Annotated in this window: 11 protein-coding genes; 7 read left to right on the top strand and 4 right to left on the bottom strand. The window is 60.4% G+C overall.

Annotated features, from left to right (window positions below):
* The first annotated feature begins 753 nt into the window (after nucleotides 1-753).
* The 3 genes from AC1RQ5_RS27475 to AC1RQ5_RS27465 all read left to right on the top strand — a co-directional run bounded on the left by AC1RQ5_RS27475 (nucleotide 754) and on the right by AC1RQ5_RS27465 (nucleotide 4,621).
* Nucleotides 754-2,091, top strand: coding sequence for an NAD(P)/FAD-dependent oxidoreductase (locus AC1RQ5_RS27475; protein WP_493203694.1), 1,338 nt, complete (start codon nucleotides 754-756; stop codon nucleotides 2,089-2,091).
* A gap of 600 nt (nucleotides 2,092-2,691) precedes the next feature.
* Complete coding sequence (locus tag AC1RQ5_RS27470; protein ID WP_493203692.1) at nucleotides 2,692-2,880, top strand: hypothetical protein; 189 nt, start codon at nucleotides 2,692-2,694, stop codon at nucleotides 2,878-2,880.
* 1,519 nt (nucleotides 2,881-4,399) lie between these two features.
* A complete protein-coding gene (locus tag AC1RQ5_RS27465) occupies nucleotides 4,400-4,621 on the top strand; it encodes a hypothetical protein (RefSeq protein WP_493203691.1) in 222 nt (73 codons plus the stop codon).
* A 266-nt stretch (nucleotides 4,622-4,887) separates the two neighbouring features.
* On the opposite strand, the gene AC1RQ5_RS27460 is transcribed toward AC1RQ5_RS27465, so the two are convergent.
* Genes AC1RQ5_RS27460 through AC1RQ5_RS27450 form a run of 3 tightly spaced genes read right to left on the bottom strand, consistent with a single transcriptional unit; the run spans nucleotide 4,888 to nucleotide 10,341 of the window.
* Nucleotides 4,888-8,151: an error-prone DNA polymerase gene (locus tag AC1RQ5_RS27460; RefSeq protein WP_493203689.1), complete on the bottom strand. Its 3,264-nt coding sequence runs from the start codon at nucleotides 8,149-8,151 to the stop codon at nucleotides 4,888-4,890.
* On the bottom strand, nucleotides 8,148-9,668 hold the full coding sequence (locus tag AC1RQ5_RS27455) for a DUF6504 family protein (RefSeq protein WP_493203687.1): 1,521 nt from the start codon (nucleotides 9,666-9,668) through the stop codon (nucleotides 8,148-8,150). The genes AC1RQ5_RS27460 and AC1RQ5_RS27455 overlap by 4 nt, the downstream gene beginning before the upstream one ends.
* A complete protein-coding gene (locus AC1RQ5_RS27450) occupies nucleotides 9,589-10,341 on the bottom strand; it encodes an ImuA family protein (RefSeq protein WP_493203685.1) in 753 nt (250 codons plus the stop codon). Before AC1RQ5_RS27450 ends, AC1RQ5_RS27455 begins: the two co-directional genes overlap by 80 nt.
* A 176-nt stretch (nucleotides 10,342-10,517) precedes the next feature.
* Between AC1RQ5_RS27450 and AC1RQ5_RS27445 the strand changes: the two genes are divergently transcribed.
* The 4 genes from AC1RQ5_RS27445 to AC1RQ5_RS27430 are packed head-to-tail and all read left to right on the top strand — an operon-like array spanning nucleotide 10,518 to nucleotide 13,467.
* Nucleotides 10,518-11,240, top strand: coding sequence for an SOS response-associated peptidase (locus AC1RQ5_RS27445; protein WP_493203684.1), 723 nt, complete (start codon nucleotides 10,518-10,520; stop codon nucleotides 11,238-11,240).
* A gap of 43 nt (nucleotides 11,241-11,283) precedes the next feature.
* Nucleotides 11,284-11,832, top strand: a complete 549-nt coding sequence (locus tag AC1RQ5_RS27440; RefSeq protein WP_493203682.1) for a hypothetical protein — start codon at nucleotides 11,284-11,286, stop codon at nucleotides 11,830-11,832.
* Nucleotides 11,833-11,852: 20 nt separating this feature from the next.
* Complete coding sequence (gene dinB, locus AC1RQ5_RS27435; RefSeq protein ID WP_493203681.1) at nucleotides 11,853-12,956, top strand: DNA polymerase IV; 1,104 nt, start codon at nucleotides 11,853-11,855, stop codon at nucleotides 12,954-12,956.
* A gap of 28 nt (nucleotides 12,957-12,984) precedes the next feature.
* Complete coding sequence (locus AC1RQ5_RS27430; RefSeq protein ID WP_493204511.1) at nucleotides 12,985-13,467, top strand: 2'-5' RNA ligase family protein; 483 nt, start codon at nucleotides 12,985-12,987, stop codon at nucleotides 13,465-13,467.
* A gap of 17 nt (nucleotides 13,468-13,484) precedes the next feature.
* Here AC1RQ5_RS27430 and AC1RQ5_RS27425 read toward each other — a convergent pair.
* A partial coding sequence (locus AC1RQ5_RS27425) for a DUF2934 domain-containing protein (protein WP_493203679.1) occupies nucleotides 13,485-13,730 on the bottom strand: 246 nt, incomplete at its 5' end.

The raw sequence follows: 13,730 nt of genomic DNA, 5'->3' as shown, positions 1-13,730 counted from the left end.
CGGCTCAGTTTATTGTCTCGACGAGATTTCTTTCAAGCATATGGGTAAGGCGCGAAGTCTTGCCGACTAGCGACGGGCCTTGCTAGAATGTGCCTGTGTCAAACGTTCCTATAATCACTCTCAGACCCAAACGGAAATGGACAGAACCTGAGCGGGAGAAGCTGGTCGCTCTCTTTGTGGCCGGATGGTCCGTGGCCAAAGTCGCCAAAACGCTGAAGCGGTCAGAGGCCGCAGTGAAAGTGCAAGCGACTAAAGCCAGAGTATCCGCCTCAACAAACCTTGAGCTACGCCGGGCTCGGAATGACGAGTTGCGGCGGGGAGTGACTGGGGATAGCGCCGTCGGCAGCGTCTAACCCTACCCGAGCAACCGATCGTTCCTAGCGTGATACTTCGAGACGACAAGTCTGCAAGCACTCCGGTTTTTGTCTTGATCATCCTGTATTCATCAATGATGCCGGGGCAGCACTGCGCAGAAGCGGACGCGAGCCCCGCACAAGACCATTTCAAATCTGTAGCTATACGCTTTCCCTCGCTTCTCGCGGATAGGTTTTCACAACCGCGCAGGCTGTTAATCTACCTTCTGCTCCCACTGGCCTTGACGTGCCAATAATATTCGCTGACATTTCGTCTATTGCTAGAATAGACGCGATTGCTTTGATCGATCATTTAAAGGCGCTTCGACGGGAACCGGCTCGGTCCTACTCCCCTCTCTTAATGATTGCAGTGCGCCTTAGACCATATATTGGAGAAGCTATGCGCTGCTCACACGCCATAGTCATTGGTGCTGGTATAGCAGGACTTTCTGCCGCGAAAGCATTGTCTGCGCACTTTGAAAAGGTCACCGTGCTCGAACGGGATCCTTTGCCGGATGGCCCGGAAGCGCGTATTGGTACGCCGCATTGCAGACAGGCGCACCTTCTCCTCAGAGCTGGATTGAATGCACTACAGGAGCTTTTCCCAGATATTGAAATGGAGCTTGAGTCCGCTGGCGCAATTCGAACGCGCGTCGGATTTGATATTTTGTTGGAAACCCCAGGCCTCGATCCTTGGCCGCAGCGGGATTTGGGATATCACACGCTCTGCATGAGCAGACCCTTGGTGGAATCTGCGATCAGGCACTCGGTACATCGCGATAACATTATAGCACTTCAACCGCAGAGCCGGGTCCTCGGCTTAGAAGTGCTCGATGGCACTTCTGCAGTCTGCGCCGTCCGCTATATCGGAGCGAATGGTCGACAGGAGCTGCTTAACGCAGATCTAGTTATCGACGCGTCGTCGCGCGGCAGCCCAACGCTCGACCTTCTAGATAAACTTGGCATTTCAAAGCCTGAGGAAATCGAAATTGGCATTGATGTCAGTTACGCCACAGCACTATTCGAGATTCCTCCTAATGAGACGCACACTTGGCGAGGCCTAATTCATCGTCCCCATTTCGAACGCGGCCGCGGCGCATTTCTCTTCCCGATCGAGAACAACCGTTGGCAGGTTTCTCTCAACGGGATGCATGGAGATATGCCTCCCGATGATCCGATGGGCTTTATGGAATTTGCGAGATCCCTACGGACGTCTACGGTGTACGAAGCAATTCGGACCGCAGTTCAGGTAGGCCCGATCCACCGCTTCGTTTTTCCCTCGAGCATCCGCAGGAACTTCGACACTCTTGCGACCTTTCCTGACGGTCTTCTGCCGCTTGGTGATGCAATCTGCCGCTTTAATCCCGCGCTAGGGCAAGGGATGACTGTGGCTGCACAACAAGCTGTTCTTCTTAGACGATTGCTCGACGAAAACATCGGCAAGCAGTCCACGCTTTCATCTCTAGCCTCTGCATACTTTGCGGCAATTCCGAACGTCCTAGCAGCCCCCTGGACGGCGGCTGAAGGCGATTTTGTATATCCGAAAACGCGCGGTAAACGTCCTGAAAACTTTGAGCATCGGCTTAACTTCGGCCGCCAATTGCAGAGACTCGCCGCCGATGACGAGTCAGTTCACCGGCTTATGTTCGAAGTTAATCAGCTTCTGACCTCGCCCGCAGCACTTCGCGACCCTCTCATGATCCAAAAGATGAAAGATCTGGAGTCTGCTTCAACCTGAGCAAGGATTGCTCCAGACAATCGACCAGGAAGCAGGTCAAGATGATTTAAGCGACGTGATATCGAACACCTTTGCCGACATTGATCTTCGACGTCCGCTTTGCGCCATGAGCGGCCATGCTACAGGATGTGCGGGGACGCGACTGTCCGACATTCGCGCAGCGTATTGCCGGCAAGTGCAGTCACGGGCGTGTGAGATAGGAAGGTCGAACTTGAAGCAAATCCCTTGGCTGGAACGGCGGATAATGCAGTCGTCCCTCTAAGTTTTTGCCGGGTTAGTCCAGCACAACGCGGAAGCAGTGCTGAGAGCTTTCGGGTCCCACCTTCTCTGGCCGTTATGCTCACTACCTTAACGCGGTCAGCGCGGGCCCACGCTTATCGTTGGTGGCAGCACATCTCCCCGACCGCCTCGGAACAAATGAGCTCCAAAGGCGTTTTGCGTTTCGAGCGAGCAGGCCCACCCGGGGAAGGCGGATCTGCAACCTTGAAAAGACGATCATCGGCCTTGGGCTGCTTGCTTGTATATGTTTCGCGTTAGCCGGGACATCGATGGTCACTTTGATCGCACGATGATCCCCTCCGTTACGAGAAGTTCAGATCGATGAGCTGGCTTTTGGTTCTGCCCAATAGACGGTTGCCCGTTGCGGTCAGAGAGGGCGTTGAACATACAGATGCAATCATCGCCGTGATGGACGCAGCTCAAACCAAACAACTTGGCCAGTCTGAGATAGACAAGGAGCGATTCTCTAGACAATCCGAACGCATGGCGGCGAAGGCCGATAAACAGTGAACACTTCACAAGCGCCCCAAAGTGGCGAGACGTGCGGAAAATGCGGAGGCCGAATGATCGCTTATCGACGCGGTCCTCACCCTAAGCGATCCGACAAACAGGTTGAGCGCCTCCAATGCGAGGACTGTCGGGCACAATCCGCCCGGACAACAACACTAGTTTCAAAATAGCTGTCGTATCGCAATGACTGACGCCGCCGCGCAGTGTTCCGCCCTAGGGTCGTCATTGCAGTGCTTTGATGATGCAAGCTTGCTTGAAGACCGAAGCGAATCGAAATTGCGACCTCGCAGCGAAGATGAGTCATCTACCGGACACTCGCCCATTTTCGACGAGCAGAACATTTTTAACTTGCGAATAGGATTTGGCGGGATACCGTGCGCTTGCCAGGTTGGCCCACTGAAGCGCCATTATAGGGCGTGGGAGTGGGAACATGTGGAATTTTGGCCGAGCGTCTGATGACGAGGCCCTGAAGCTCATTGTTGCTTACTTGAACATCAGCGAACCAAAGCGGCGTAAACATATCGTCGCTTTGGCAGAAGAGTATCAAAGAACTTCCGTTCCTATTGCCCGAAGCGAACGGCCTTCAATCTGGCAAGACAACCGACCTAACGAGAATGTTAACGCCGGAGATTCTCGACTGCCTTGGTTGCGGCGAGATTGATTGTCTCTGCGGAGCAAGGCCTGCCTCTAGCCTCCTCGACAAAGAAGCATCATTCTGCTCCGAGCAGCGCGGTCACCACCTGATGCCTCACGCGATTGACGGAGGCAGAACTGAAATTGAGTGTCGGGAACGCGACACGGAAATACCGCCCGTCATTGAGGACATTCCAGTCGCGGTCTGACTTCGGGCATTGATTTCAGCCGGCGTAGAAGCTGTCGCGTTGCATGAGTGGGCAGATCGTATGCATCGTCGCTTCCACACAGGACGCCGTTTTCCAGAAATCCATCACAGGCGTCAAAATGATCCGTGGGTGTCGTCCTGCAAACCAAAATCTGAATCTTGACGGCGTTTGATCAAGTTATAAATTACTGCTCGGCCGTCTATGGCCCACACAAAAGGCAAACCCGTATACACGTCTGGTGACGATGATGACCGATGAGATTTTGGCCCGAACGCGTACATATCGAAACAACATCGCTCGCTACAATCGCATTCTGAGAACCGAACTGACGGATTTAGAACGGTCATACATTCAAAGACGGTTGTCTGAAGAGACAGCGGCACTCGGCGCTCTCGCATCTCAATCCATCCAGGCAAAGTTCGGATGTCGCCCGTCTGGACTGGGATCGCCATCGACAGTCCCCTAATACTGTTTCATGCCACGCCTACGCACCCCGCCCTGTCCAAAATGCGGCTCGCTTTCCGCGTGGGTACGTTCGGCCCCTGACAAGAGCAGCTATGTGGCGCACGCCTACAAGTGCCCGCAATGCAGCTTTGTCCAGGCGATAATTGAGCCAGATCCGATGGAGCAAGCCAAGGGCTGGCTTGCGAGCGAATTGAAGCCACCGAAAACATAGTATGCCGAAACAGCCGATCACTCGCAGATGGACCGAAGAAGACATCGCACATCTGCTTCAATTGATTAAAGAAGCCGCGACCCTGATGCGTGCCGCCGCCGCCCTCAATCGCGGAACGGCTTCGGTGCAGAAAAAAGCGAGATCGTTGGGCAAGCAGTTCGACGGCGTCCGCCAAGTCCGCGCTAATCTCAAGTCGGTCGGCGCTTTTGATCGCAAACCTTAAGGGATTTCTGACCTGGAAGGTTATTTGCGGACGCCCTATTTGACAGTGAACTGGGTATCCTTGCCGAAAAGTACGATGGTAGGTTTTACTCCCTGGGCTTTGTCTCGGACTTAATAGCAGGATCAGACGCCAGGAACGTGTTCTTTAACTCCTTAAGCGACACGCGCGCGAGCGCACGTTCCCAAACCTGCACCGATTTCCCACGATCCTTTTTCGACATGTACCGCGTCATGTATGGCCGCTTTGTGCCACGAGCGGGCGTCCTATCACCGAAAATTTCGCGGTTTGAAACGTAGGCTGTCGATGTGAAGGTCCGGAATATAGATGTCGCGCGTGCGAAGCCCCTTCGGCGGCAGGCCGCGCGCGTCGGGCGAGCCGCCGTGATGGAATTCGTCGCCGCGACCGTGGGGCAGCGTAAATCTCTCTTCGCGATCGCTGACCCCGGCGAGATCCAACGACAGGTCGGTCAATTGCCGCGCCACCAGATGGACGACTTCTCCCTCCCGTTGGATGCGTCCTTGGACGGCGATCATCGATGCGCCGAGGATGATCCGGCGCTGCTGTTCGTACAGCGACGGCCAGATGACGAGGTTAGCAACGCCGCTTTCGTCCTCGATCGTGATGAACATGACGCCCTTGGCCGAGCCAGGCTTCTGCCGGACGAGGACGATACCGGCCGCCGTCAGCCACTTGCCGTCGCGGGCACACATCGCATCCGCGCAGTTGACGATGTGCCTTGCGGTCAGCTCTTCGCGCAGGAATGCGACCGGATGAGCACGCAACGTAAGGCCCACGTGCCGATAGTCCTCGACGACCTCGCTGCCGGCGGTCATCGGCGACAGCTCGACTTCGGGCTCGACGATCTCCGCGACCGTACGACGCTCGCGTTCGGCAGCGGCAGCGAAGAGCTCCAGCGGCTCGTCACGCAGTGCCTTGATCGCCCATAGCGCCTCCCGCCTCGCCAAACCGAGACTTTCGCGCATCCCGTCGGCTTCCGCGATCTCCACCAACGACGAGACAGGGACGCCGGTCCGGCGCCAGAGGTCGTCGATCGACGAGAACGGTTGGTCGGCACGGACCGCGACGACGGCCGCGGCATCCTTATTCGCCAATCCACGCACCATGCGGAGACCCAAGCGGACGGCGAACATCTCGTCGCGTGCCGGCTCCAGCGTGCAATCCCATCTCGACGCGTTGATGCAGACCGGCCGGATCTCGACATCGTGCTCGCGGGCGTCGCGCACGATCTGCGCCGGCGCGTAGAAGCCCATCGGTTGCGCGTTCAGTAGCGAGGCGCAGAATACGTCCGGATGGTGGCACTTCATCCACGACGACGCGTAGGCAATCAATGCGAAAGATGCCGCGTGGCTTTCCGGAAAACCGTAGCTGCCGAACCCTTCGAGTTGGCCGAAGGTGCGTTCGGCGAACTGCTGGTCGTAGCCCCGCTCCACCATGCCGTCGATGAGCTTGGCCTTGAACCTGGAGACACCGCCAGTGAACTTGAACGTCGCCATCGCGCGGCGCAACTGATCGGCCTCGCCCGGCGTGAAGCCGGCGCATTCGATGGCGACGCGCATCGCCTGTTCCTGGAACAGGGGCACGCCGAGCGTCTTGCCGAGTACCTTCTCAAGCTCAGGCTTGGGATAGACGACCTCCTCTTTCCCCTCCCGGCGGCGCAAGTAGGGATGGACCATGTCGCCCTGGATCGGGCCGGGCCGCACGATGGCGACCTCGATGACCAAGTCGTAGAAGGTCCTCGGCTTCATCCGCGGCAGCATCGACATCTGCGCGCGGCTCTCGATCTGAAAGGTCCCGAGCGTATCCGCCCGCCGGATCATGGCGTAGGTCTTCGGACACTCCGACGGGATCGTCGCGAGATCCAGTTCGATGCCTTTCTTGTCCTTCAGAAACCCGAAAGCCCGCTTCATGCAGGTCAACATGCCCAGCGCCAGGATATCGACCTTCATGAATTTCAGCGCGTCGATGTCGTCCTTGTCCCATTCAATCACTTGGCGATCGACCATGGCGGCAGGCTCGATCGGCACCAGCTCGTCGAGCCGGTCGTGCGTCAGCACGAAGCCGCCCGGGTGCTGCGAGAGATGTCGCGGAGCCCCTATCAGTTCGCGGGCAAGCTCCAGCGCAAGGCGAAGCCGGCGGTCTCCAAGATTGAGATTGAGCTCCTCGGCGTGCTTGGCTTCGACGCCCTCCTCCGACCATCCCCAGACCTGCGACGACAGCATCTTGATGAGGTCTTCGGTCAGCCCCAGCGCCTTGCCGACGTCGCGCAGCGCGCCTTTGGCCCGATATCGGATGACCGTCGAACAAAGGGCCGCGTGATTGCGGCCGTAGGTCTCGTAGACCCACTGCATCACGATCTCGCGGCGTTCGTGTTCGAAGTCGACATCGATGTCCGGCGGCTCGCGGCGCTCCTCGGATACGAAGCGCTCGAAAAGCAGATCGTTGCGGCCTGGATCGATCGAGGTGATGCCGAGCACGAAGCAGACGGCGGAGTTCGCCGCCGAGCCGCGCCCCTGGCAGAGGATGTCGCGGCTGCGGGCGAAGCGGACGATCGAATTCACCGTCAGGAAGTACGGCGCGTAGTCCATGCGCTCGATCAGGCGCAGTTCGTGTTTTAACTTACCGACGACTTCGTCCGGAAGCCCTTCCGGGTATCGGCCCGCGGCCCCCTCCCAGGTCAGTTGCTCCAAGGCCTGCTGCGGCGTCAGGCCCGGCATCGTGCGCTCTTCCGGATACTGGTAGGCGAGCTCGTCCAGGCTGAACCGGCAGCGGTTCGCGATCTCGACCGTGCGGTCCACCGCTTCCGGATAGCGCGTGAAAAGGCGTGTCATCTCCTCGGGCGGCTTCAGGTATCGGTCCGCGTGGCGTTCGCGCCGGAAGCCGGCCTCGTCGATCGTGACGCCGTGGCGGATGCACGTCACGACGTCCTGCAGGATACGCCGCGACCGGTCGTGGAACAGCACGTCGTTGGTCACCACCGTGGGCACGCGGTAGCGCTGCGCCAGGCTAGAGAGCTCATGCAGCCGCAACTGATCGTTCGGGCGCCGGCGCAGCGTGAGCGCCAGATGGGCGCGGTCGCCGAACACGTCCCGCAGCCTCCGGAGCCGCAGCGCGCAGGCGTCGTCGGCCTGATCCGGAACGAGGACCGCGATGACCCCCTCCTGCCAATCGACGACATCTGTCCATTCGAGCACGCATTTCGCTTTGCCGCCCCGCTTCTTGCCGATCGACAGCAGGCGACAGAGCCGAGAATATGCTGGACGATCGGTCGGATAGACGAGCAGCGACGTCCCATCGACGAGATCCAACCGGCAGCCGACGATCAGACGCGTGCCGGTCGCCTTCGCTGCCTCATGGGCCCGGACGATTCCGGCCATTGTGTTGCGGTCGGCGATCGCGACCGCCTCGATGCCGAGAATGGCGGCCTGGGCGAATATCTCTTCAGCCGAACTCGCTCCGCGCAGGAACGAGAAGTGCGACGTGCATTGGAGCTCGGCATACCGCGCCGTCATGCGAAGATCCCATGCAGATACCAATTATGGGATCCGGTCGCGGCGTCCTCTCCGTCGCCGGCGCGGTAGATCCAGAACCGCTCGCCGCCCTCGTCCTCGACGCGGAAGTAGTCGCGGACAGCGGCGAGTTCGGCATCGCGCTTCCACCACTCTCCGAACACCCGTTCCGGACCGTCCGCACGCTTCACCCGCCGGCGAATACCCCGCCAGGTGAAGCTCACCGGCGGATGATCCGGAAGGAGAGCCACGGTCTGAATCGGCTCCGGAGACGGCAGCAACCGCGAAGGCCGCGGCCATTCGGACGGCCAGACGATCGCAGTCGCAGGCGCGTTCGCGGCCACGCGCACGAAGGCGCGTTCCGGAACGTCGCTCTGCGCCGGCGCCATCCGGAACAGCGATCGTGAACCCAGCCGGTTGGCGAGGATATCAACGAGATCCGTGACGTCCGGCGGCGCGGCTTCTATCAACGACGAGCTCGACTGCACGGTCGCGAAGGGCTGTACCGACGTCGCCGCAAGCCGCAGCATTTCGATGCCGAAGCCGGGATCGATCGTTTCGATCTTGTCGCATAACAGGCGCGTAAGACGCTGCACGCTCCTGACCGGCTGCGCCGTGCCAACCCTGGCGGCCTCGATGCGACCGTCGACGAGATGACAGACGAGATCGACACGGAGAGCGCCGAGCCCGCGCTCCTCCAGCGCGGCGCTCAATTGCACGACCAGCTTGCCGACATAGCGCGCGATGGTCTCCGCGGCGCCGATCGGCTCGACGAAGGTCCGCTTAACCTCGATCATCTCCGCTGGCCGGATCGGATCGATCGGCTCCGAGGCCTGCCCGACGGCCTGATCGAGCCTTCGCCCGACCAGAGGCCCGAACCGCAGCGCCAGCGGGGCCCGCGGTGCCGCCAGCAGATTATGGATACGCTCGAAGCCCAATTTACGGAGATCACGCACGATGTCCGCAGGCAGACGTAGCGCCGCGATCGGCAACCGCTCGACAGCTTCTTGCGCGGTCCCCGCTGGCGACACCATGCTCTCGTCGGCAGCGAAGCGCGCCAAGGCATGCGAAGCGCCCCAGGCATCCGATATCGCGACTTTTGCCAGGATGCCTGCCTGGCGCAGCCGCCTTCCGACGTCAGCGGCCATCACGGCCTCGCCACCATGCAGATGGTCGGCTCCCGTGGTGTCCATGACGAGACCGTCCGACGCATCGGTCGCCACTACAGGCGAATAGCGCAGCGCCCACGCAGCCAGCCGGTCGAGTGCCTTGGCATCCGCGTCAAGATCGGCGTGCTGCACGATGAGATCCGGAACGAGAGCATGCGCCTTGGTCCCCGGCATCCCCGCCCGTAGGCCGACGACGGCCGCAGCGGCGTTGACGGCGGTCACGATCCGTTGGCGGCCGTGCTGGCCGACGAGGACGAGCGGTTTAGCGCAATCAGGCGCGGCGGCGCCCATCGCCCGCATCATGCGATCGATCGGCCAGGTCGGCAGGTAGATCGAGACGACCCTCGGCATCGCAGGCTTCCACAACGAAATCCGCACTTTCTCCGGCGCGGCATCGGATCAGTTCAAGAAGCCATCTGGCCCGGCCGACGCCCGGGACCGGCAACACCTCGGACGGGAGCGCCGAGACCCGCCACCGCGTGACCGACGAGGTCGGCTGGCCGAAATCAGCCGCTTCCGTCTGACGCCGCCAACGCCGCACGGCGATCGCCATCGTTCCGGAAGCTTCCGCCGCTAGATGGAGGCGGCGCGACGAAGTCATCGACAAGCGCGAAACCTCAGCGACCACTGCTCCGAGACCACCGTGTCGTGCACCCTCCTCGAAGCTCGCCAGCAGCGCCTTCTCGTCGCCCGTCTCGACGTAGATCACACGCTCCGGCGCCAGGCCGGCTTGAGCAAGTGCTGCGGCGAACAAGTCATGCCGCGTGACGCACCAAAGGACCTGGCCCTTCGTCCGCGCTGCGATCCCCGCCGCGAACAATGCAGCCGCAGCGCCATCGACGGCCCCATTGCCGCCGCCAGCGACTTCGTGGAGCGCGCCGATCGCAAGCCCTCCATCAGGCAGCTTTTGGTCGATCGCTTTCACCCCGAACGGCAGAACGGACCGCTTTCGTGTGGTCGCGCCCTCCAGTCGTCCAACACGCGCGCGCAGATCGGCCAGAACGTCCGATGCGGCCCCTCTCATTCGCCGTGATCCCGATGCTGAATTGATTGTTCATGATATGTTCTATAGATGAAGCAGGAGTCAACGCGGCTTTCGCCGCGCTCGATAGTCGATTTTCCTCAGTCGATTGAATCCGCTGACGAATTGCGCTGACATAAATTTTTCGCGCTCGATCCACGAGCAAAAGGATACCGCCGGTGTGCAACCTCTATTCGATGACGAGAGCGCAGGACGCGATCCGGCAGCTCTTCGCGGTCACGAAGGACTCGACCGGCAACCTGCCTTCCATGCCGGGCATCTTTCCCGACAGGATGGCGCCGATCGTCCGGAACGCCGACGGCGGTCGTGAGCTCGCGATGCTACGCTGGGGCATGCCCTCGTCATCGCAGGCGATATTCAAGAAGGCGACGACGCGTGCAGAGAAGCTCGCGGCGAAGGGCAGGCAATACGACTTCAAGGAACTGCTCCGGATGGAGCCCGACAAGGGCACGACCAACATCCGGAACACGACGAGCAAGCACTGGAAGCGGTGGTTCGGCGTCGAGCACCGCTGCATCGTGCCGTTCTCGTCGTTCAGCGAGTTCGACAAGGTCGCGAAACTCGACGTGTGGTTCGCGCTCGACGAGACCAGGCCTCTCGTCTGCTTCGCCGGTCTCTGGACGAATTGGACATCGGTCCGGATTATCAAGGAGGGCGAAACCACCAACCATCTGTTTGCGTTCCTGACGACGGATCCCAATGCCGAGGTGCATGCCGTTCATCCGAAGGCGATGCCCGTGATCCTCACGAAGCCGGAAGAGGTCGACGTCTGGATGAGCGCTCCTTGGGACGAAGCCAAGGACTTGCAGCGACCGCTGCTCGACGGCGCGTTGCAGATCGTCGCCCGTGGCGTGAAGAACGATGGCGTCTCCGAAGAATGACCCGTGCTTTCGCGCATGATCTCCCGAACGACGAAAGACATCAGTGCTGATCTCCCTGCTGAACGCCCTCCGAGCCTACAAGGCCAGCCCCGACCCGCGCGTGGCGCTTGCCAACACGGTCGCACTCGTCATCGCGGGCAACCAGCCGTTCTATCCATTGTATCTGCACGCCATCGTCGGCGAGTCCGCCTGGCCAGCGTGGATCACGCTCATCACGATGCCAGTGTTCGCGATCGTCCCTGCACTCTCCAGACGCAACTCCATGTTGGGCCGTGCTCTGCTGCCAACGATCGGAACGCTGAACGGTATACTTGCCGTCAAACTGATCGGAACCGAAACCGGCGTCGAACTCTTCCTGCTGCCCTGCGTGTTGCTGGCAGCGCTGCTGTTCAGACCCGGCGAACGATACGTGATGCTCGTCGTGTTGACACTGCCGTTCGCCGCCTACTTCCTGCTAGACCCCGCTGTCGGACCGCCGCTCGCGACATACAGCGTCGCCGAATATCGATCCATCATCTCGATGCACGGCTTCAGCGTGGCCTGCCTGTTCGCATTGATCGGCTTCAGCTTCCAATCCGGAACGGACGCGTAACCGAAGCGAGTTCAGCCGGAATGCTAGAGACCGACACCGATGATAGACCGATCGCGGCTCAGCCCCGCAAGATCATACATGTCGACATGGACGCCTTCTACGCGTCCGTCGAGCAACGGGACAATCCGGACCTTCGCGGAAAGCCCGTCGCGGTCGGAGGATCACGGGAGCGGGGGGTCGTGGCCGCGGCGAGCTACGAAGCACGTAAGTTCGGCGTCCGCTCGGCGATGCCCTCGGTCACGGCCAGACGACAATGCCCGGACCTGATCTTCGTGAAACCGCGCTTCGAGGTCTACAAGGCGATCAGCCAGCAGATACGCGAGATCTTCGCCGAGCATACGCCGGTGATCGAGCCTCTATCGCTGGATGAAGCGTACCTGGACGTCACCGAGAACCTGCAGAACATCCCGTTGGCCCGCGACATCGCGCTGAAGATCCGCGCGAAGATCAAGGAGCAGACCGGTCTCAACGCTTCGGCCGGGATCTCCTACAACAAGTTCCTCGCCAAGCTCGCCTCGGATCACCGCAAGCCCAACGGCCAATACGTCATCTCTCCGGAAATGGGCCCAGCGTTCGTCGAGAACCTCGCTGTCGGCAAGTTCCACGGCATCGGCCCCGCGACCGCGACCAAGTTCAACGCGCTCGGCATCCGGACCGGGCTCGATATCCGCAATCACACCCGAGCGTTCCTCGAAGCTCATTTCGGGAAGTCGGGGACCTACTACTACTGGATCTCGCGCGGCATCGACGAGCGGCCGGTTCGTGCCAACCGAATTCGGAAGTCCGTCGGCGCCGAAAACACCTTTTTCGAGGATTTGACGGAGCTCGACGCCATGATCGAAGCGCTGCAGCCACTCATCGACAAGGTCTGGCGCCACTGCGAATCGACCGGAAATCGAGGGCGTACCGTCACGTTGAAGGTCAAGTTCTTCGATTTCGAGATCGTGTCGCGGAGCCGCTCGACGGACGCTACGATCAGTAGCCGCGACGACCTGGAGCGCGCCGCCACCCAGTTGCTGAGGGGCGTCTCGCCGATACCTAAGGCGGTTCGATTGCTGGGCGTTTCGCTGTCGTCGCTGCAACGTAACGATGACGAGGCCGAACAACTCGGATTGCCGATCTAGCGATGACCGATAGCACCGCCCCGCATTCATTCTGACAGCCGAACTGGATGCAGAGAGTTTTGCGTGGCTGGATGGCCTACGACGAGCGCATTTTCCACCGGAGCGGAACGTCCTGTCTGCTCATCTCACAATGTTTCATCGGTTATCGCCGCTGCACATCGGGCGCCTGCTCGCGATCCCGCTTCCATCAGGCCCGATGAAGATCGCGTTTTCCGGCGTCACCTTCCTGGGCTTCGGCAGCGCGATCCGCGCCACATCAGGCGAACTGGAGCGATTGCGGCAAGATCTCAGGGACGAAATGGTCGACGGATTTTCGCGTCAGGACACACAACATTGGTCGCCCCACGTGACGGTCCAGAATAAGGTGCCTCCCAAGGAGGCCCGCGATCTGTTTAGGACGCTCGATAGTGGTTTCACCCCACGCGACGGCGAAGTGCTCGGGCTTCTGGTCTGGGAATATCTCAGCGGCCCCTGGAAGATGGCTCACCGCCTGCCCTTCGAGCGCCGATAGGACACAAACGTGGCCGCTCAGGCGACTTTGCGCTTCCTCGGCGACGTCGCCTTCGCGCGGGTAGCCTTCTTCGGTGCTGCGGCCTTGATATTGGCGATCTGCGCCAGCGATTCCGCGATCAGCTCGCGCTGGGCGTTCAGCCAGAACGACTCCGAATCGCCCTCCGGACGACCGGCATCGTTCCAGATGTGATAGGCGCGCTCGCGGATAGCTTGTTCCATGTCCTGCATCGACGACTCCTTGTGCGATGCGGGAGACCATGG

The sequence above is a fragment of the Tardiphaga sp. GW821-FHT12E02 genome, assembly GCF_058807155.1.
The sequence above is the reverse complement of the archived record's forward strand: the minus strand, read 5'-3'. Positions and strand labels throughout refer to the sequence as shown.

Coding starts and splice junctions, on each gene's coding strand:
- dinB (WP_493203681.1), top strand. CDS start 11,853: ATGCTAGAGACCGACACCGATGATAGACCGATCGCGGCTCAGCCCCGC.
- AC1RQ5_RS27465 (WP_493203691.1), top strand. CDS start 4,400: ATGCCGAAACAGCCGATCACTCGCAGATGGACCGAAGAAGACATCGCA.
- AC1RQ5_RS27455 (WP_493203687.1), bottom strand. CDS start 9,668: ATGCCGAGGGTCGTCTCGATCTACCTGCCGACCTGGCCGATCGATCGC.
- AC1RQ5_RS27450 (WP_493203685.1), bottom strand. CDS start 10,341: ATGAGAGGGGCCGCATCGGACGTTCTGGCCGATCTGCGCGCGCGTGTT.
- AC1RQ5_RS27470 (WP_493203692.1), top strand. CDS start 2,692: ATGAGCTGGCTTTTGGTTCTGCCCAATAGACGGTTGCCCGTTGCGGTC.
- AC1RQ5_RS27475 (WP_493203694.1), top strand. CDS start 754: ATGCGCTGCTCACACGCCATAGTCATTGGTGCTGGTATAGCAGGACTT.
- AC1RQ5_RS27460 (WP_493203689.1), bottom strand. CDS start 8,151: ATGACGGCGCGGTATGCCGAGCTCCAATGCACGTCGCACTTCTCGTTC.